27 protein-coding genes, 2 tRNA genes and 1 pseudogene are annotated in these 16,169 nt (G+C 52.2%); 23 read left to right on the top strand and 7 right to left on the bottom strand.

All coding sequences use genetic code 11. From position 1 onward, the window contains the following. Positions 1–9 precede the first annotated feature (9 nt). The 6 genes from ACMGGM_RS05110 to ACMGGM_RS05085 all read right to left on the bottom strand — a co-directional run bounded on the left by ACMGGM_RS05110 (position 10) and on the right by ACMGGM_RS05085 (position 4,549). The gene (locus ACMGGM_RS05110) at positions 10–720 is read right to left on the bottom strand and encodes a hypothetical protein (RefSeq protein WP_414149149.1); all 711 of its coding nucleotides are present in this window, start codon (positions 718–720) and stop codon (positions 10–12) included. A gap of 11 nt (positions 721–731) precedes the next feature. Next, positions 732–1,397 carry an ATP-binding protein gene (locus tag ACMGGM_RS05105; RefSeq protein WP_414149148.1) on the bottom strand — a complete coding sequence of 222 codons (666 nt, stop codon included), beginning with the start codon at positions 1,395–1,397 and terminating at the stop codon, positions 732–734. 3 nt (positions 1,398–1,400) lie between these two features. Then, entirely contained in the window at positions 1,401–2,057 is a 657-nt protein-coding gene (gene exoX / locus ACMGGM_RS05100) for an exodeoxyribonuclease X (RefSeq protein ID WP_032628892.1), read from the bottom strand. Beyond that, entirely contained in the window at positions 2,041–2,196 is a 156-nt protein-coding gene (locus ACMGGM_RS05095; protein WP_162876078.1) for a hypothetical protein, read from the bottom strand. The genes exoX and ACMGGM_RS05095 overlap by 17 nt, the downstream gene beginning before the upstream one ends. 458 nt (positions 2,197–2,654) lie before the next feature. Further along, positions 2,655–2,852: a DUF1482 family protein gene (locus ACMGGM_RS05090; RefSeq protein WP_414149147.1), complete on the bottom strand. Its 198-nt coding sequence runs from the start codon at positions 2,850–2,852 to the stop codon at positions 2,655–2,657. Between the two features lie 980 nt (positions 2,853–3,832). Next, entirely contained in the window at positions 3,833–4,549 is a 717-nt protein-coding gene (locus ACMGGM_RS05085) for a LexA family protein (RefSeq protein ID WP_045908944.1), read from the bottom strand. Between the two features lie 107 nt (positions 4,550–4,656). Between ACMGGM_RS05085 and ACMGGM_RS05080 the strand changes: the two genes are divergently transcribed. The 5 genes and pseudogenes from ACMGGM_RS05080 (at position 4,657) to ACMGGM_RS05060 (ending at position 7,419) form a co-directional block, all read left to right on the top strand. Next, positions 4,657–4,857, top strand: a complete 201-nt coding sequence (locus ACMGGM_RS05080) for a Cro/CI family transcriptional regulator (protein WP_006176184.1) — start codon at positions 4,657–4,659, stop codon at positions 4,855–4,857. 3 nt (positions 4,858–4,860) lie between these two features. After that, a complete protein-coding gene (locus tag ACMGGM_RS05075; RefSeq protein ID WP_108444067.1) occupies positions 4,861–5,403 on the top strand; it encodes a toxin YdaT domain-containing protein in 543 nt (180 codons plus the stop codon). Between the two features lie 85 nt (positions 5,404–5,488). After that, positions 5,489–6,432 (top strand): annotated as a pseudogene (locus tag ACMGGM_RS05070) (replication protein). Beyond that, positions 6,429–7,118, top strand: a complete 690-nt coding sequence (locus ACMGGM_RS05065) for a replication protein P (RefSeq protein WP_414149146.1) — start codon at positions 6,429–6,431, stop codon at positions 7,116–7,118. Before ACMGGM_RS05070 ends, ACMGGM_RS05065 begins: the two are co-directional and overlap by 4 nt. A gap of 1 nt (position 7,119) precedes the next feature. Next, positions 7,120–7,419 carry a protein ren gene (locus ACMGGM_RS05060; protein WP_414149145.1) on the top strand — a complete coding sequence of 100 codons (300 nt, stop codon included), beginning with the start codon at positions 7,120–7,122 and terminating at the stop codon, positions 7,417–7,419. Positions 7,420–7,551: 132 nt separating this feature from the next. Here the strand turns inward: ACMGGM_RS05060 and ACMGGM_RS05055 are convergent, their stop codons facing one another. Then, positions 7,552–8,235, bottom strand: a complete 684-nt coding sequence (locus ACMGGM_RS05055) for a hypothetical protein (RefSeq protein ID WP_133059437.1) — start codon at positions 8,233–8,235, stop codon at positions 7,552–7,554. Between the two features lie 247 nt (positions 8,236–8,482). Here ACMGGM_RS05055 and ACMGGM_RS05050 point away from each other — a divergent pair, with 247 nt between their 5' ends. The 18 genes from ACMGGM_RS05050 (at position 8,483) to ACMGGM_RS04965 (ending at position 16,166) form a co-directional block, all read left to right on the top strand. Beyond that, a complete protein-coding gene (locus ACMGGM_RS05050) occupies positions 8,483–8,578 on the top strand; it encodes a hypothetical protein (protein WP_414149144.1) in 96 nt (31 codons plus the stop codon). Continuing rightward, positions 8,575–9,024 (top strand): recombination protein NinB, encoded by a 450-nt coding sequence (locus ACMGGM_RS05045; protein WP_017383065.1) that lies wholly within the window; start codon positions 8,575–8,577, stop codon positions 9,022–9,024. Before ACMGGM_RS05050 ends, ACMGGM_RS05045 begins: the two co-directional genes overlap by 4 nt. Before the next feature lie 4 nt (positions 9,025–9,028). Continuing rightward, positions 9,029–9,187 (top strand): NinE family protein, encoded by a 159-nt coding sequence (locus tag ACMGGM_RS05040; RefSeq protein WP_414149143.1) that lies wholly within the window; start codon positions 9,029–9,031, stop codon positions 9,185–9,187. Continuing rightward, positions 9,180–9,821: a recombination protein NinG gene (locus tag ACMGGM_RS05035; RefSeq protein WP_414149142.1), complete on the top strand. Its 642-nt coding sequence runs from the start codon at positions 9,180–9,182 to the stop codon at positions 9,819–9,821. The genes ACMGGM_RS05040 and ACMGGM_RS05035 overlap by 8 nt, the downstream gene beginning before the upstream one ends. Continuing rightward, entirely contained in the window at positions 9,818–9,958 is a 141-nt protein-coding gene (locus ACMGGM_RS05030) for a YlcG family protein (protein ID WP_017693180.1), read from the top strand. Before ACMGGM_RS05035 ends, ACMGGM_RS05030 begins: the two co-directional genes overlap by 4 nt. Beyond that, a complete protein-coding gene (locus ACMGGM_RS05025) occupies positions 9,955–10,644 on the top strand; it encodes a bacteriophage antitermination protein Q (protein ID WP_414149141.1) in 690 nt (229 codons plus the stop codon). The genes ACMGGM_RS05030 and ACMGGM_RS05025 overlap by 4 nt, the downstream gene beginning before the upstream one ends. A gap of 98 nt (positions 10,645–10,742) precedes the next feature. Continuing rightward, positions 10,743–10,817: transfer RNA gene (locus tag ACMGGM_RS05020), tRNA-Asn, on the top strand. A gap of 5 nt (positions 10,818–10,822) precedes the next feature. Then, positions 10,823–10,897 (top strand) — tRNA-Thr (locus tag ACMGGM_RS05015). Between the two features lie 164 nt (positions 10,898–11,061). Then, positions 11,062–11,463: a putative holin gene (locus ACMGGM_RS05010; RefSeq protein ID WP_001514183.1), complete on the top strand. Its 402-nt coding sequence runs from the start codon at positions 11,062–11,064 to the stop codon at positions 11,461–11,463. Then, complete coding sequence (locus tag ACMGGM_RS05005) at positions 11,460–11,735, top strand: phage holin family protein (RefSeq protein ID WP_045259826.1); 276 nt, start codon at positions 11,460–11,462, stop codon at positions 11,733–11,735. Before ACMGGM_RS05010 ends, ACMGGM_RS05005 begins: the two co-directional genes overlap by 4 nt. Positions 11,736–11,738: 3 nt before the next feature. After that, on the top strand, positions 11,739–12,179 hold the full coding sequence (locus ACMGGM_RS05000) for a lysozyme (protein ID WP_248176894.1): 441 nt from the start codon (positions 11,739–11,741) through the stop codon (positions 12,177–12,179). Continuing rightward, entirely contained in the window at positions 12,176–12,646 is a 471-nt protein-coding gene (locus ACMGGM_RS04995; RefSeq protein ID WP_414149140.1) for a lysis protein, read from the top strand. Before ACMGGM_RS05000 ends, ACMGGM_RS04995 begins: the two co-directional genes overlap by 4 nt. Positions 12,647–12,683: 37 nt before the next feature. Continuing rightward, the gene (locus ACMGGM_RS04990) at positions 12,684–13,235 is read left to right on the top strand and encodes a hypothetical protein (RefSeq protein ID WP_414149139.1); all 552 of its coding nucleotides are present in this window, start codon (positions 12,684–12,686) and stop codon (positions 13,233–13,235) included. Between the two features lie 88 nt (positions 13,236–13,323). Continuing rightward, complete coding sequence (locus ACMGGM_RS04985; protein WP_032665707.1) at positions 13,324–13,530, top strand: hypothetical protein; 207 nt, start codon at positions 13,324–13,326, stop codon at positions 13,528–13,530. Between the two features lie 3 nt (positions 13,531–13,533). Next, a complete protein-coding gene (locus ACMGGM_RS04980; protein WP_414149138.1) occupies positions 13,534–14,172 on the top strand; it encodes a putative metallopeptidase in 639 nt (212 codons plus the stop codon). 32 nt (positions 14,173–14,204) lie between these two features. Next, positions 14,205–14,660, top strand: a complete 456-nt coding sequence (locus ACMGGM_RS04975) for a DUF2280 domain-containing protein (protein WP_044865779.1) — start codon at positions 14,205–14,207, stop codon at positions 14,658–14,660. Then, positions 14,657–15,907, top strand: coding sequence for a PBSX family phage terminase large subunit (locus ACMGGM_RS04970; RefSeq protein WP_414149137.1), 1,251 nt, complete (start codon positions 14,657–14,659; stop codon positions 15,905–15,907). Before ACMGGM_RS04975 ends, ACMGGM_RS04970 begins: the two co-directional genes overlap by 4 nt. A 70-nt stretch (positions 15,908–15,977) precedes the next feature. Continuing rightward, the gene (locus ACMGGM_RS04965; protein WP_414149136.1) at positions 15,978–16,166 is read left to right on the top strand and encodes a hypothetical protein; all 189 of its coding nucleotides are present in this window, start codon (positions 15,978–15,980) and stop codon (positions 16,164–16,166) included. The last annotated feature ends 3 nt before the right edge of the window (positions 16,167–16,169 follow it).

Genomic DNA, 16,169 nt, shown 5'->3' with positions numbered 1-16,169 from the left:
CGATGCCTTTTAGAAGGGAATGTCATCGTCGAACTGAGGATGTTGATTGCTCTGTGATACCTGACGGTTGGCCTGCTGCAGGCGAGACTCAGGGACCGCATTCGGATCCTGCTGATTACCACCCCATCCGCCGCCGCTATGTGATGGAGCACCCCAGCCACCGCGTGATGAATCGTGAGGCTTGCGGTCATCTTTGTCTTTCATGGTGCGCTCAAGCGTGGCGATCGCTTCTGCTGGCGTTTTGTCGGTGAACTCTTTATAGGTCAGACGACTTCCAGGCTGGAAAACATGGCGCACTTCAAACTTATAGCTGTCACTACCATCTGTTTTGGTGGTGAGGACTTTTTGCAGGAACAAGCCGACACGCTTACCTTCCAGCGCTGGTAGACACCATTCAGGACCGCTTTGCCCCTGGCGCTGTTGCGCCTGAGCGTCTTTAACCTGAGCAACCCACATAATTGCAGCAATCAGGCCCATACCGAATGTCTGGCTGCCGTCTCGACCGAGGAAGTTGATGCGCAGGAAATTTGCTTTCTGGCCGTCAGCGTCGAGCGAAAGAACAAGTGCCTGCGACTGTGATCCATCCTTGCCGAACTCATACACAGCGGAGGTGATCACGCCTTCGTATGCGCCGGTTTCAGAAATGCCAGCGGAGGATCCTGCTTTGAGTGCTGCTTCTGCCGACTTCTGGTTCCAGGTAAAGCTGATTGGTTGGTTCATCGTTATCTCTCTTATAAGTCAGTGAATTCAGAAATTGCGTTGTCGAACGCCGCCAGGTCGTTATCCATGTCAGTCACTTCCGGACCGAACAGCTCTGGAGGACATTTCACGGTGTCGTTGTCGTCGCCCTTCAACAGGAAAAGGTGTTTGCCGTCGCGCTTGATAATGCGCAGAACGATAGGGAAGTAGCCTTCAGGAGTGAGCTTTTCGTTAAGCATCTTGCCGACGGTCTTCATCCTGATTTTTCCTTCGCTCTCTTCGGTGTGAGCGAGGAAGTAGACGCGGAAGTCATCAGGTAGCTGTGTGGCCGCTTCGATGATGCGCCAGGCGTGCTCCGCCATTTCGGTAAATTTGGTGTAGCCAGTCTCGTAGGCCCGGTCCATGTTCTCGTGCTGCATGACGGCCTGAAAATCATCGATAATCAGTATTTTTCGTCCACTCATCGCAGCGTTACGGATCACGTCAAGAAGATGCCGTCCATTGCGGATATCAACCACGTTCCCGCGCTGGATGGTGTTATCAGGCAGGCGTTTACCATGAAGTTTCCAACCCGTATTGCGGAACGGTAGGGCCTTACGAATACAACGGGCGAGAATAGCGTTTTCCGGGTTAACGTTGCGGATGCTGTACGTCTTGCCATACCCGGAGTCGGCAAGGATGAGAGTCATCACCGCCATGAATTACCCCTTAAGCCAGTGTTTAATGGTGAAGAGAATGTCTTCGTCGTCGCTGTTGCTGGACAGCCAGCGGAGATAGCCAGGGTCGACCTTCGCAATCTCTTCGAACGTCAGGCCCTTATGCTTGCCAAACCTGATCGCCTTAATCAGTGATGGGCTATTTGAAATGGCGCGCATTTCGCCAAACGTCCATTTCGCCAGGCGGCCCATGTACAGAAGCAATTCAGCAGTGACGTAGCAGTCATACAGCGCACGGTGCGCATACAGACCTTCCGGCAGTTCAGGTTTCAGGCCCAGGCTGTAACGCAGGTACTGGTTACTGTGGCTTGGATGATCAGGGAGAAGAGCGCGTGCCAGCTTAGCGGTACAAATCCAGGGGGCGTCGATTTGTGGTAGCTTCGATTTATCGAACTTCGCGTTGTGAGCGACGTAAGCCTGCGCGCCAAGGTAACGACCGATAACCTCGCCAATCAACGGGGCGTCAGCGACCATATCTTCGGTGATATGGTGTATAGCCATAGCCTCGAAGCTGATCGCCTCAGTGGGCTTCACAAAGTCGCTCATGGGGTTGCAGATAACGCCGTCAACGATATCCACGCTGGCAATCTCCAGCACACTGCCTTCCAGGCTGGTAGTTTCGGTATCAATAACTCGCAACATGCTTAATCTCCGTGAGGTGGTCGTTAACTGCGTCAAATTCTGCGAGCTGGTGGGCCAGTGATTCGAGGTCTGCCGGCTGCAGGTCATACAGCAGGCAGAGCATGGCAACCATCAGCAATCCGGTTTGCTGAGTCACCATCGCGTTCTCCGTGATGTCTTGGCGCGGGAAGGGTTCTGGCGGAAGAACCTCTCAGCACAGCCTTTGTCAGTGCAGAAATGCTTTTGTGACGTCGACATGTAGGTCGATACCGTCTGAACAGTGCAATCGCTCTTATGGCGCCGCGCACCGCAGTAAGCACACATTACAGATCTGAGGTACTCGGTAGCCGAGTCGAGAATGATGCTTTCTGCAAAACTGCCGGGAACGCCACGGGAATCGACATACTCGATCATGTTCTCAGTTCTCCCGGCGCTGTTGGTGAATGACCCGCGCCCGGTAAGTTTGATAATTTGGCCGCCGAGTTTCAGTCGGGATCCTTCTGGCAAACTTGCCAGACGTTCAGAGGTTAATCGCTCGTAAGGTTGCATAAAGACTCCTTAAAAAGTGCGTGCGAAGGCCGCCCGCTTAATGCCAGGCCGATCGGTTGAATAGGGTGGTTACTGCTGCGCGATGGATTTCGCCGAGAACTCGCCGTTGCGGAGGATGCTTTCTACTGGCCAGCATTCTGCTGTTACTTTCTGCTCTGTTGCTGCCTGGCTGCATTCCTGTGGGCTGTCGTAAACGCAGAGAATGACATCCTGATAGTCACCGTTGGTCATTGCCACGGTCAGAACGAGTGCGAATAAAGTTTCCATCAGTGAAGAGTCCTCCCGATGGCGACGGCGTAAAGGCGCTTTGCTTCTTCCCACGCCGGAGCATTGCGATGGAGTACCGCGAACGACGCGAGCCGTTGGGCCTCTCTGATCTGCTGCTGGTTTACCATGATTTCCTCTTGGCCTTATCGCGGCGAACGGAACGGTTAATACAAGACTTCTGCGCTTGCAAAAAAATGTGAGGGCGGTGGATGACCGCCGATTGTCATAACTAAGCCGCCTCGGTGAAGCGACTGAGGTATGAAGGTCGTTTGATTACGCACCATTGCCGCTCTCCCTGAGCCCGCCGGGCGTCCGACGCATGGTTTACTGTCGCGCCGTTCGACTGACCGAATCTCCACTTCTCAGTTGGCTAACTTCGCTCAGCTGTCGATGTTTCGTTTCGATGTGTAAACAATACTAGCGGTATTAATATAAATCAATACTGGCGGTATTAATAATTGATGTGACGGTATTATGTTGATGAAAACTAGGAAGAAATATTTTTTGTAAGCGAGCAGAGCGGCTAGTATTGATGGGGTTTCGAACTTTATTGGAGAGGGAAAATGAGGTTACTTGTAGCTGCGGTGTTAGCTTTACCAATGGTTGCTAACGCATCGTGCTGGACTGTGAAAGATCTTAAAGGGTCAAGCTACAGTGAGAGAGAAGGGTATTCGCGGATTGACGACGCGTTTTCTGGAACGTTCACAATCGTTATTGATGGCGATAATGCGACAGTACTGTATGACGGTCTTGATGGTGGAGGGATAGTATATCGAGCTATGAGTAAAAATGTAGTCGTAGGGCTTACCACTGAACCTGGAAAGCATGCCATGGAGACTTGGGTTGTACAGCCTGATGGCGTGGTGTTGATGAGCAAAACGCTATCTGGTTTTGGAGGGATGGATTCAACGAAGGCAATGGTGGGCAGGGTCGCCGGTCAGTGCAAATAGAGGGCGCAAACGCCCCTGTTTGCAAACACCTCAAACGAGCTTTAGTTTCGTCTCAATAGCAACACCGATAATTCTGCAATTACCATTGATGGGAACGAGAGGCCACTGCGGGTTAAGGCCCTTAAGGTATTTTTGGCCTCCATCAATGATAAGTTTCTTAAATGTAGCTTCGTTTGAATCAGATAATTTAGCGATAACGAGGCTGCCATTGATTGGTTCTCGTCCGGTATCGAAAAGAACAAACGTGCCTTCTGGTATGCTTAAGCCAGCGGGCGCAGTCATTGAATCCCCTTCAACACGCAACCAGAATGCATCTCCCTGAATGTGAGCATCTGATTCCAGCCACTGATCAACATCCTTAATCGAGTATGGCTCCAATGCCTCACACCATGATCCGGCCTGTACGCTGCTAATAACCGGGTAGCGTTTACCTGGTGTATATCCAATTACATACGGAACTGATGGCTCATTAACGCTGTTTAGCCCCATTTCTGAAAGCTCTTTTGCCAGAGTCGGACTGAATTCCTCAACGCTAACTTTCAGAAGGCGAGCAAAAACTGAAGCTACGGGAAGGTTAAGGGGATTCCTTCCGTTAAGGTAATGGCCTACCGCTCCCTGAGTAATATCCAGCTCGTCAGCAATCGACTGCTGGGTAACTCCGAGTACTTTCTTCTTCGCCTCATAGATGGCTTTAAGGCGCTTTGCGTCCTCAGCCTGAGTCGGTGTGATGTCTTTTTTCTTTTCCATTTTCAGATAGTAATACCTGAGCTATTAATTTAAAAATACCGCCGGTATTGCATGTTTTAATACTTATGGTATTGTTTTTATATCAACGGTAAGGAGTCACGTTAAAAATGAAAATTTCACTCGCTGAATATGTCGACGAGGTTGGTCAGGTAAAAGCAGCTGATGCCATTGGTGTCCACCAAACGGCAATTAGCAAAGCGATCAGGGTCGGCCGTCAGATTTTCATCAACAAGCTTCCTACTGGCGAGGTTAAGGCGGTCGAGTACCGCGAATTTCCTCACAGTAAGAAGCAGGAACATCAGGAATAGCAAATGCATTCACTTGCGTATCAACACAATACCGGAATACACCCGGGAGCGATGATAAACCGCTCTCAAGCTAAAGCGACGCCGGACCACGAAAAGATCCGCGATGCAGTCCGTGCATGGTCGTCGGCGCTGGACAATCAGGACGTCGTTTCGGCGTTGATCATCAACGAATACCGGGAACAGGGCGGGAACGCCATCAGCTTTCCGGAAGACATCAGCCGGGCCCGCCAGAAACTGTTTCGATTCCTGGATAACCGTTTCGACTCCGAACAGTACCGCGAGAACGTGCGCCAGCTGACACCCGCAATCATGGCTGTCCTGCCTCTGGAGTACCGGCACCGCCTTCTTCCAGAAGACAGTTTCATGTCCCGCTTAGCTCGCCTTGAGAAGGAAACGAGCGAGGCGAAAGTGGCCGTTGCGATGAACGCCCCGCGTCATCAGAAGCTTAAGGAACTCAGTGAGGGGATTGTAGAGATGTTCCGTGTGGACCCGGACCTGACCGCGCCGTTGATGGCCATGGTCACTTCGATGTTGGGGGTTATGTGAAAACTACAGAAATGGCGAAAGCCGGTCTGCGCGAACAGAACCGACTTTCTCGTGCAAATCGTGTGTACTCATTGCAGGAGTAAGTATGTCAAACACCGCCAAAGTAATCAAATTCCCTGCGCAACAACCGGCGCAGCAGGAGAATCGCATGGCCGATCTGGAAAATGGCTATCTTCGCCTTGCTAACCAGATTCAGGATGCCCTGTGTTTCGTAGAGCTTTCGGGGCGTGAGTTCCGCGTACTGAATGCTATTGTTCGCCTGACGTATGGCTGGTCTAAAAAAGAGGACCGGATCACCAACAGCCTCATTGCAGATAAAACCAGACTGACCGTTAAGCACGTTTCTGAAGCTGTGCTCAGCTTGGCTTATCGCAACATCATCAAGATGCGCAGAATCGGGCAGACACGTTACATCGGGATTAACACGCTTCTGGATAGCTGGGCTTACACAAAGCCAAAATGTGCAAAGTGCCCGGTCAGTTTTCCGGTCGCTGAAGCTGTAACGCAGGTTATTACCATCCCTGAAATCGGGGATAGCGAAATCACCCCGCAAACCATCCCTGAAAACAGGGATAACCATCCCCAAAAACAGGGAGAGGTATCCCTGAAAACAGGGATAACCATCCCCAAAAACAGGGAGAGGTATCCCTGAAAACAGGGAACACCAAAGACATTCTTCCAAAGACAAATATAAAACCTAATACCCCCTCTAATCCCCCAAGGGGGAAGGGCAAGTTTGATCCGCTCGGTGTTGACGTTCCTGACTGGCTAAACCAAACCGCCTGGCAGGAATGGGTTGCTTACCGCAAACAGTCTGGCAAGCCGATCAAAACTGAGCTGACCGTCACGAAGGCATTCAAGCTGCTGAAAGAGTGCCTGGAAGACGGACACAATCCGGTTGACGTGATCAACACCAGTATTGCGAACGGTTATCAGGGACTGTTTAAGCCTAAGTTCGCTGTCAAACCAGCCGCTAAGCCGGATCTGGATTTCAACAACACTGACTGGGCCTACGGGGTGATCCGATGAAATCTCTTGCAGAGCAGATGCGTAACCACGACCGCGAGCAGATGAGCCGCATGGCCCATAACCTGCCAGAGCAGTACCAGGAACGCGCCCCGGTCGAGCAGGTGGCTCAGATATTCAATGGGCTGTTCAACGAACTGCGCGCCGCGTTCCCGGCCAGCATGGCTAACTTCCGCACTCAGGAAGACCTGAACGAATTCCGCCGTCAGTGGCTGCTGGCGTTTCAGGAAAACGGGATCCACTCAATGTCTCAGGTCGATGCCGGCATGCGCATTGCCCGCCGCCAGGAGCGTCCATTCCTGCCGTCGCCGGGCCAGTTCGTCGCCTGGTGCAAACAGAGCGGCGGGGTGCTGGGCGTCAACGTTGACCAGGTGATCGCCGAATACTGGGACTGGCGTAACCGTTCGTTCGAATTCACCTCCAGTGAGCATTTCCCCTGGTCGCAGCCGGTCATGTACCACATCTGCGTCGAACTGCGCCACCGCAGCACAGAGCGCCAGTTAACTCATGGTGAGCTGGCACGCGAGGCGGGCGATCTACTGGACATGTGGGAGAAGCGTGTCACCGATGGTAAGCAAGTGCCGCCGGTACGCCGGGCAATTGCTGCACCGGCTGCCGAGCACGGGCCTACTCCGATCCAGCTGCTGCTGGCGAAGTACAACCGCAACAAGTCGAACGGGATGGTGTGACATGAAAGGTAAACAGGCAATTCTGCGTTATCTCGAAACGCACCGGACATTCACAGCGAAGGAAGTGGCCGCAGAGTGCGGCATGACCATCAACTGCATCACGAAGAACGCTATCGATCTGGAGAAGACCGGCAAGATTGTGCGTGTGAGCAAGGTCTGGCGAACGGTGAATTATCGTCTGGCGACGCCGGAAGAGCAGGCTGGTACCGCGCGCAGCTGCACCAACGGAATATTTAAGGAGTTCCGCAACAGCGCGGCGATGAAGCGAGTATTGATGGTTTGGGGGAGGGTAGGGGTATGATAATAATCTAAGTGAGGATATTTTCTATTGCGATGGCTGGAATCTGAATTAGCTTATGACACGTGAAGAGCCGAAAATCTTCGGCTCTCATAGTACATAACTTAGCAGTGTGATGTGGTTAGGCGCATAACCTCAACTGATTGTTGCTTCCACAAGAAAGCTCTGTATGCGCTTTTCTGGGTGTCCGTACTTACCTGCTGGATATTGGTTATTCATAGGCGTACGTTTTGTAATGGTGATTTTAGCTCCTGTTGCGAACAAAACCTCTTTCTCATGTCCCATTGCAGTGCCTTTGTGTTTAAATATAAAAGCTTTTGTTGTGGGGTGGTCGAGTCTGAACATGATTAAATCTATGTAATCATTGTCATACGATTTTGCTCTATGTTCTGCCTCACGCATAGCAACCTGCGGGCAAAAAGTAGTCGCTAGGGGTCTTGTTGTTTTGAGATTTGAACTGAAGTTTTTCCAGTGACCACCGTGAAACAGTACTTGACCATGAGGTAATAACGCTCCGTGTGTTATGATTTCACTGTTAACAATGTTTAGGTTAATATTACCGCCCGAGTACAATCTTTGATAATTACTCAAGGCCACAGGGGTCTTACCTGGCATTTTCTTCAGCCAATTTTTAAATTCTGCACTGTTTTCTAAGTTGCGCTCTATATGATGAGCAATTTCACCATTAGCCCCCCAATAAGACATCACTTTTGATGCATCCAGGAGTGAATTTAGTGGGGATATTGGAACATTGCATGGTGACTGAGGTATACGAGCTGTGCAAGGTGGAATGAAAAAATCTATTATATTTAGTGACATAGTTTAAATCCATTTTAAATTTAATTTAAAGTAAGCAGATCAAACATTTAAAAATATGCTTTCTCTGTAAACGAACTAATCAAAATAAGCTTAGTAAGGCAAGTAAAAGATGCGTACCGTTATGAGGTTGTGGTTAAAGTTGTAATTTTATTGAAAAGTTTTGATTTCCAATAATCATCCAGCCATAATTAAGTCACCGCAGGTCTGAACACCCGGCGGTGACTTCTGCGCATTTAAGGGGACTTAAATGCGACCACAATCTGAACTCCTCACCTTGTCACAGATGCAGAAATGCACCTGCGATTTTCTGCATTCTGCGTTCACTCTCGGAGGTGGCGTATGAAGCAGCACTACTGCATCGTTAACGATACCGTCAAAGACAACCTCATAGCGTACATTCGCACCCTGCCAGTAAACCCTCGCGCGCCGATGGTGGTCGAGGCCCGGGAGGAGACCCGCACAGACAAGCAAAACCGCCTGATGTGGCCGCTGCTGAAAGACCTGTCTGACCAGGTAGTCTGGCACGGAGAAAAGCTTACCCGCGAAGAGTGGAAGGATCTCATCACCGTTCTGGTGAATCAGACTCAGGACCAGGAGCAGAAGTCCGCGCCGGGCATCAACGGCGGCCGCGTTTATTTCGGCGTCCGCACATCCAAATCCAGCAAGCGCTACATGGTCGATGTCATCGAGGCGATTTACTGGTTTGGTACCGACCGCGGCGTGAAGTTCTCCGAAGCGTCCAGTAAGCGCATTGCCTGGGCGCAAGAATGGAGGGCTTCCCGTGGGTAACCCAATGGCTCGCGTAATCACAAACGAAATCTTCCGCGTTCCGGCGCGCCGTCAGCGTAAGCCTGCGGTTAAGCCGTCAGACATCCCGACAATGAAAGACTACACCGCCCGCCTGGTGGATCAGAAATGGCTGCGTCTCGCGGCACGGAGGAGCCATGCGTAAACCATCCCGCCGTAAGTGCAAAGTATGTGGTGAATACTTCGTGCCGAAATTTCACGACATCCGGATCCGCTGGTGCTGCCCGGAGCACGGCACAATCCTCGCGATGGAAGAGCGTGAAAAGGAGAAGGTGAAAGCAGCTGCCAAGCGCATCAAGGAGCAGAAGGAAGCCGAAAAGGCCGGGCGCAAACGCCGTAAGGAGCGACTGGCAGAACTGCGGCCTGCCGGTTACTACAAGGCGCAGGCTCAGCAGGCATTTAACGCCTACATCCGGGCGCGTGATGCCGATTTGCCATGCATCAGCTGCAGTGAGACCAATCCACCTGATCTGCACGGCGGCCAGTGGGACTGCGGCCACTTCAAAACAGTCGGCGCTAACCCTGAACTGCGCTTTGAAGAGCGTAACGCCCATAAGCAATGCAAATCGTGTAATGCCGGAGCTGGCAAATACACCGCCAAAGAGGCGACGGTCGCTCAGCAATACGAGGCTGGTCTGGTCGCTCGTTACGGCCAGGAATACGTCGACTGGCTCAACGGCCCCCACGAAATGACCAACTACCGCCGTGAAGACTTCATTCGGATCCGCGATGAGTACCGCGCCAAGCTCAAAGCACTGAAACAGCAGGAGGCAGCATGAAGCCAGAAACGATCGAGATACTCCGAGCGCGCTGGCAGCGCCTCCGGATTTACCGCCGCCCGGGTTCCGTGCTGGTCGATTACCGCATTCTCCGTAACTTCGTTCGCATCTATCATCCTGCAGGAGCCGCACAATGAACAGTCAGCAACTGGAATACGTACGTCAGCAGCTCATTGTGGCGACCGCAGATCTGAGCGGGGCGACGAAAGGACAACTGGTAGCTTTCGCCGAGAACGCGCAATTCACCGCGACAGCGCGCAGCCGTGGACGGAAGAAAATCACCGATCCGGTCACCGGACGCAAAGTTAATCCGGACGGCCCGGCGATGAGCGGCAGCCAGTCCCGCGCTAAAGGCTCATCCATCGCGCTGGTTGGCCCCGTTGAGTTCGTGACCTCATCATGGCGCCGCGCCGTCCTGTCGCTGGAAGACCACCAGAAGGCATGGCTGCTCTGGAACTATAGCGAGAATATCCGATTAGAGCACCAGGTGGCGATCACCCAGTGGGCATGGGCAGAGTTCAGGGAGCAGCTCGGCGAGAAGAAGGTGGCCGGCAAGACGATGGAGCGACTGAAGAAGCTTATCTGGCTGGCGGCGCAGGACGTCAAAGCAGAGCTGGCAGGGCGTGATACGTACGAATATCAGGCGCTGGCGGATCTGGTTGGCGTAACACCAAAGAACTGGTCAGAGACCTTTACGGACCGCTGGGTAGAGATGCGCCGCATCTTCCTGCGCCTGGACAGTGGAGCTTTGTTGCAGGTTACGCGATCACGTTCACAACAAAAGGCGACAAATTTAGACTCAAGTCTTGCAAAACTGGATTGAAACGCATATATTTCATGTAAATCTGATATCGTCGCCATAGCTTCGTAGGTCGACAAAAAATTAACAGCCTCGCCATCGTGCGGGGCTTTTTCGTTTCAGGGTCAGAAGCACAGCGGTTGTGCGTTCGGCTGTTAACCGAATGGTCGAAGGTTCGAATCCTTCCTGTCCCGCCAGATTCGCCGGTCTAGTTCAGTGGCAGAACGGCAGCCTTGTAAGCTGCGCGTCAGAGGTTCGATTCCTTTGCCCGGCACCAGAACCCACTACCTGGGACCCTTAGGCCGAAGAGCCTACATTGCCACACCCTCACATTGCCAGCCTGTCGCTGGCTTTTTTTATTCCAGGCCCCGGGAACCATCATCGACATGCCTTCTTGTTAAATCGTCCCGAGGGCCTGAACCAACTACACACGGAATAAATATGTCTGAGACCTTCACTATCGTAGGCGTTGGTCTTACATCGTCATCAGTCGGTGTAACCTTTGCCACGCTGTTTCCGGAGGCGACTCCAGCAGTGATGCTCGGATCACTCGCCGGAACGGCGCTATACGTTCTGACCTCAGATCCCCATCAACTCTGGAAGCAGGCTATCTTTGCGCTGATATCGTTTATCAGTGGCGTGTTCTTCTCCGTGCCCATGGCGAAAATCATGGCCGGAATCATCAACACGCCGTTAAGCCTGATGAAGCCACCGGCCAGCATTGAAGTATCGCCAGCTGTCGGTGCAATTGTCACTGCTTCCATTTCCGTGGCAGTCCTGTTGCGCATTCTCCGCAAATCCAAAAGCGGGAAGATGCCGGGGCTGGGGGAGGAAGATAAATGACATGGCAGCTTCTTCTGATGGATGCAAACGCCATAGTTTGCCTGTTAATAATGGTCAGGCTGATGTTTTTCCGTAAAGAGGGAAAGCGTCATCGCCTGAGTGTCGCGGTGCTGGCCTATCTGGTCATCCTTGCCGCAGGATTCAACGCCTTCAACATTCTGCTCGGCCACTACGTACAGGTTAACCTCGGCGATCTGCTTCTGAACTCCGTCATCTGCATAGCGGTGTGGCTGGCACGTGGGAACCTGGCTAAGGTCGTTATAACGGAGTAGTCCATGCAAACCAGTGACAAAGGCATTGCCCTGATCAAGCAGTTCGAAGGCTGCAAGCTCGCCGCGTACCAGGACAGCGTCGGAGTGTGGACGATCGGATACGGATGGACTCAGGCAGTCGACGGCAAACCAATCCGTGCCGGGATGACGATTAAGCAGGAGACTGCAGAACGCCTGCTGAAGACAGGACTGGTCAGCTACGAAAGTGACGTGTCCCGCCTGGTTAAAGTCGGTCTGACTCAGGGGCAATTCGATGCCCTGGTGTCGTTCACGTATAACCTCGGCGCCCGGTCTTTGTCGACATCAACCCTCCTGCGAAAACTCAACGCCGGTGATTACGCTGGTGCTGCCGATGAGTTCCTGCGCTGGAATAAAGCTGGTGGCAAAGTCCTGAATGGACTCACACGTCGCCGGGAGGCAGAGCGGGCTCTGTTCCTGTCATGATTGGCGCGCTGGTTAAACGTTACTGGTTACAGCTGCTGGCGCTGGTGTTAATCGGCGTGCTGGCGCTCCTCGTGAACCACTACCGCGACAACGCCATCACCTACAAAGACCAGCGCGATAAAGCCATCAAGAATCTCAACCTGGCTAACGCCACCATCAAAGACATGCAGGTGCGCCAGCGAGATGTCGCTGCGCTGGATGCCAAGTATACGAAGGATTTAGCTGATGCGAAAAAGCAGCTTGATGATCTGCAGCGTTGTGTTCGCGATGGCAAGTGTGGGCTGCACGTCAACGCCAGATGTCCCACGAACGGAACGGCCGACGCCAGCAGCATGGGCGATGCTTCCGGCCCCCGACTTATTGACTCCGCTGAACGGGATTATTTCACCCTCAGAGAGCGAATCGTCACAGTGACGAAGCAGGTCGGCTATCTGCAGGAGTATATAAAGCATCAATGCATCAAATGACGTGGTAAATTATCTCCGGGAAAACTCCGGAGGGATTATGAATAGCGAGACTTTATCTACGGCATACCAGTTTCCCTGGGCTGCTGTAATTACCGGCTTAACCGGGCTTATAGGTGCCCTTGGTGGTGCGTTCTTGGCAAATCTATTTGCTGAAAAAAGATGGAAAAACCAAGTCGTACATGATGCAGAAAAAGAACATCGTAAATTAATGCGTGAAAAGGGAGAAGAGACATTTAGATGTCTAAAAAAGTGGGAAAAGGAGTTGTTTTTTTTCAATGCATCACGGATCGGATACATTCAAGGTGTCATAAGTGAAGAAAAGCTCAATAAAACCACTGATGAAAAGGTATCTCCTGACACGCATGTAACTTTAGATGTACTTGTCTCAATTTATTTCAACGACCTCCGCGCAGACTTAAGCCAAATACATTCACAGACCAGTAAGCTACAAGTATTGTTTCATCGGTACAGTCAAGGTATTCCCAACATGAATGGTGCTGAGCATATGAAAAAAGAAGCGGCTGTATATGAAAGACAACTTGAACATTTTCAAAGAAAATTGAGGCTGGCCCTAAAAGATTATGTTTAACCGCCTACGGGCGGTTTTTTTGTTGCCATCACCATGGGTGGTCTCATCGTAATGGCAATATCCCTTATAGCGGATAAAGAGATACTAAATGTCCGACATCTACCAAATCACCCTAACCACTCAAACAGGCGAAACCTTCACGGGCAAGATGTCACGACGTCAGCCTGAGCTGGTTAACGGCTTTGTGCCGCTGGCGACCGAGACGGGAGAGTGGCTGTACTTTGCACCTGCCGATGTGAAGCGCGTGCAGTTCACGCCAGTACCGGAAGAGCAGACAGAACAAACAACGGAGTAACCCATGGCTAACGATGACGAGCGCAGGCCATATCCGCCAGTTAACTTCATCGACTCCGAGAGCTGGCAGCCATACACCCGGCTCATACCCGCCAACGAAGTACATGAGTGGATAAATCGCCAAATCCTTAGCGACACCGGAAGCATCCATAACCCTGACCACGGACACCTGTTAGAGGCGGATATCTGCTTCATGTGGGCATCCGATTCGTTCGCGAAGAAAGGGCGCTACGTTCTCGGACAGGCTGAACAGGTAATGCTCCGTGCCGGTGGCTGGCAGAAAGCCAGAATGGAACAGCAGATGCATGAATGGTTCGGGCGAATCCCGAAGTTCATCATCACGCTGGCGGCTGATTACTGCTCACAATGCAGCGACCTCGAGTTCTGCGCACTGGTAGAGCATGAGCTTTACCACATTGCCCAGGCCACCGATGATTTCGGCGCGCCTAAGTTCAACAAAGAGACCGGGCAGCCAGTGCTCACACTCCGCGGCCACGACGTCGAAGAATTCACTGGTGTCGTACGTCGATACGGTGCCAGCAAAGAAGTGCAAGAGCTCGTTGATGCTGCCAATGCGCCAGCAGAAGTGGCTCACATCGATATAGCCAGGTCATGCGGCACATGCATGCTAAAGCTGGCCTAACAATATGACTGATTATGACAGGCAGGTAATCCATGGCGACACTGAAAGGTGAGGTCAAAGCCTTCATCGTTCAGTCTCTTGCCTGCTTCGATACTCCATCCCAGGTGGTTGAGCTGGTCAAAAAGGAATTTGGCCTGAGCATCACTCGTCAGCAGGTCGAATCCCACGACCCGACGAAAGCAAACGGCAGGGGGCTGGCGCAGAAATGGGTTGAGTTATTCCACGAAACCCGTAAGCGCTTCCAGACCGAATTAAGCGACATCCCGATCGCCAACAAAGCATATCGTCTCCGCGCGCTTGACCGGATGATGACCAAAGCAGAGAGCATGCGAAACATGGCGCTGGCTGCCTCGTTGATGGAGCAGGCCGCCAAAGAGGTTGGCGACGCGTACAGCAACAAACAGAAGGTCGAGCACACCAGCCCGGACGGAACCATGACTCCGCAGCCGACAATCATCCAGCTACTCCCCGTTGAGCCGAAAGCATGAGAGAAGCCGTTCAACTGCCGATCCCCGCTAAGCTTGCGCCACTGTTCACTGCCGTGAATAAGCGTTACCGGTGCTCGCATGGTGGTCGTGGCAGCGCTAAGACGCGCACCTTTGCTCTGATGACTGCCGTAAAGGCTTACCAGTCAATGATGAATGGTGAAAGCGGAGTGGTGCTCTGCGCGCGTGAGTTTATGAACTCGCTGGAAGAGTCGAGCATGCAGGAGGTAAAGCAGGCGATCTTGTCTGTTCCCTGGCTTGCGGCAAACTTTGATATCGGCGAGAAGTACATTCGCACTATCGACAAGAGCGTTAACTATGTCTTCTGCGGCCTGAGGCATAACCTCGACAGCATCAAGTCGAAAGCGCGCATATTGCTGTGCTGGGTGGATGAGGCTGAATCAGTCAGCGAAATAGCCTGGCAGAAGCTGAGCCCGACAGTTCGTGAAGAAGGCTCAGAGATTTGGGTGACGTGGAACCCGGAGCGCGACGGTAGCGCCACAGATAAGCGCTTCCGCAAAGAGGCTGGCGACGACTGCATCACCGTCGAGATGAACTATACGGATAACCCGTGGTTCCCCAACGTGCTTGAAGGTGAGCGCCTGAACGATGAGCGCCGACTCGACCCGGCAACATACGCATGGGTGTGGGAAGGGGCTTACCTCGAAAACTCTGATAAGCAGGTGTTGGCCGGAAAATACCGGATCGCCGAGTTCTCGGATCAACTATGGAAAGAGGCTGAACGCCTGTTCTTCGGCGCTGATTTCGGTTTCGCCAAAGACCCCAACACGCTGGTGCGCTCTTTCATCCTGCACAACCGGCTGTACATCGAGTACGAGGCATACGGCCAGCAGACTGAGCTCGACCATATGCCAGAGCTTTACGACACAATTCCCGGATCGCGTGACTGGCCCATCAAGGCCGACTCGGCACGACCCGAGACAATAAGTTATCTCAAGCGGCAGGGCTTCAACATCTCAGCCGCCGAGAAATGGCAGGGGAGTGTTGAGGACGGGATCGCACACCTTCGCGGATTCGACGAAATCATTATCCATCCTCGTTGCAAGAACGTGGCGCGTGAGGCCCGCATGTGGTCGTACAAAACGGACCGCATCACTGGCGAGGTATTGCCGAAACTCGCTGATGGTTACGAACACTGCTGGGACGGCATTCGCTACAGCCTCGACGGTCACATTAAGCGTAAGGGCCAGATGGCCGGGATGATGATTCCCAAAAGACTTAGGCAATGAGTTAGGCGATAAGACGTAAAGAACATTCTGAATGAGCCGATAATTATCTTCTCAACAACAGGAGGATAATATGGACTATTGGTTTATCTCTTATGAAATGGTAAATGCGCAAGGTCAGAGGGGCAAAGGGCATGGCTTCTTTCCAAAAAATGACGATGAAAACATTGAGGAATTCGCCAAACGCATCATGGATCAAGTTAGCAGCAATCACGGCTGCGATCCGGATAAAGTAGTTTTAATATCATTCAATCGCGTTTAATAA

Source organism: Enterobacter sp. BNK-14, assembly GCF_047456095.1.
Taxonomy (GTDB): Bacteria; Pseudomonadota; Gammaproteobacteria; order Enterobacterales; family Enterobacteriaceae; genus Enterobacter; species Enterobacter kobei.
This window is presented reverse-complemented; position numbering and strand designations above follow the sequence as displayed.

Bases quoted from the DNA above. Each gene is read 5' to 3' on its own strand.
- ACMGGM_RS04995 (WP_414149140.1), top strand. From the start codon at position 12,176: ATGATTGGCGCGCTGGTTAAACGTTACTGGTTACAGCTGCTGGCGCTG.
- ACMGGM_RS05025 (WP_414149141.1), top strand. From the start codon at position 9,955: ATGAACAGTCAGCAACTGGAATACGTACGTCAGCAGCTCATTGTGGCG.
- ACMGGM_RS04975 (WP_044865779.1), top strand. From the start codon at position 14,205: ATGGCGACACTGAAAGGTGAGGTCAAAGCCTTCATCGTTCAGTCTCTT.
- ACMGGM_RS05085 (WP_045908944.1), bottom strand. From the start codon at position 4,549: ATGGAAAAGAAAAAAGACATCACACCGACTCAGGCTGAGGACGCAAAG.
- ACMGGM_RS05035 (WP_414149142.1), top strand. From the start codon at position 9,180: ATGCGTAAACCATCCCGCCGTAAGTGCAAAGTATGTGGTGAATACTTC.
- ACMGGM_RS05095 (WP_162876078.1), bottom strand. From the start codon at position 2,196: ATGGTGACTCAGCAAACCGGATTGCTGATGGTTGCCATGCTCTGCCTG.
- ACMGGM_RS05080 (WP_006176184.1), top strand. From the start codon at position 4,657: ATGAAAATTTCACTCGCTGAATATGTCGACGAGGTTGGTCAGGTAAAA.
- ACMGGM_RS04970 (WP_414149137.1), top strand. From the start codon at position 14,657: ATGAGAGAAGCCGTTCAACTGCCGATCCCCGCTAAGCTTGCGCCACTG.
- ACMGGM_RS05000 (WP_248176894.1), top strand. From the start codon at position 11,739: ATGCAAACCAGTGACAAAGGCATTGCCCTGATCAAGCAGTTCGAAGGC.
- exoX (WP_032628892.1), bottom strand. From the start codon at position 2,057: ATGTTGCGAGTTATTGATACCGAAACTACCAGCCTGGAAGGCAGTGTG.
- ACMGGM_RS05030 (WP_017693180.1), top strand. From the start codon at position 9,818: ATGAAGCCAGAAACGATCGAGATACTCCGAGCGCGCTGGCAGCGCCTC.
- ACMGGM_RS05110 (WP_414149149.1), bottom strand. From the start codon at position 720: ATGAACCAACCAATCAGCTTTACCTGGAACCAGAAGTCGGCAGAAGCA.
- ACMGGM_RS05010 (WP_001514183.1), top strand. From the start codon at position 11,062: ATGTCTGAGACCTTCACTATCGTAGGCGTTGGTCTTACATCGTCATCA.
- ACMGGM_RS05005 (WP_045259826.1), top strand. From the start codon at position 11,460: ATGACATGGCAGCTTCTTCTGATGGATGCAAACGCCATAGTTTGCCTG.
- ACMGGM_RS05040 (WP_414149143.1), top strand. From the start codon at position 9,029: ATGGCTCGCGTAATCACAAACGAAATCTTCCGCGTTCCGGCGCGCCGT.
- ACMGGM_RS05055 (WP_133059437.1), bottom strand. From the start codon at position 8,235: ATGTCACTAAATATAATAGATTTTTTCATTCCACCTTGCACAGCTCGT.
- ACMGGM_RS05045 (WP_017383065.1), top strand. From the start codon at position 8,575: ATGAAGCAGCACTACTGCATCGTTAACGATACCGTCAAAGACAACCTC.
- ACMGGM_RS05065 (WP_414149146.1), top strand. From the start codon at position 6,429: ATGAAATCTCTTGCAGAGCAGATGCGTAACCACGACCGCGAGCAGATG.
- ACMGGM_RS04980 (WP_414149138.1), top strand. From the start codon at position 13,534: ATGGCTAACGATGACGAGCGCAGGCCATATCCGCCAGTTAACTTCATC.
- ACMGGM_RS05090 (WP_414149147.1), bottom strand. From the start codon at position 2,852: ATGGAAACTTTATTCGCACTCGTTCTGACCGTGGCAATGACCAACGGT.
- ACMGGM_RS05075 (WP_108444067.1), top strand. From the start codon at position 4,861: ATGCATTCACTTGCGTATCAACACAATACCGGAATACACCCGGGAGCG.
- ACMGGM_RS05050 (WP_414149144.1), top strand. From the start codon at position 8,483: ATGCGACCACAATCTGAACTCCTCACCTTGTCACAGATGCAGAAATGC.
- ACMGGM_RS05060 (WP_414149145.1), top strand. From the start codon at position 7,120: ATGAAAGGTAAACAGGCAATTCTGCGTTATCTCGAAACGCACCGGACA.
- ACMGGM_RS04990 (WP_414149139.1), top strand. From the start codon at position 12,684: ATGAATAGCGAGACTTTATCTACGGCATACCAGTTTCCCTGGGCTGCT.
- ACMGGM_RS04965 (WP_414149136.1), top strand. From the start codon at position 15,978: ATGGACTATTGGTTTATCTCTTATGAAATGGTAAATGCGCAAGGTCAG.
- ACMGGM_RS04985 (WP_032665707.1), top strand. From the start codon at position 13,324: ATGTCCGACATCTACCAAATCACCCTAACCACTCAAACAGGCGAAACC.
- ACMGGM_RS05105 (WP_414149148.1), bottom strand. From the start codon at position 1,397: ATGGCGGTGATGACTCTCATCCTTGCCGACTCCGGGTATGGCAAGACG.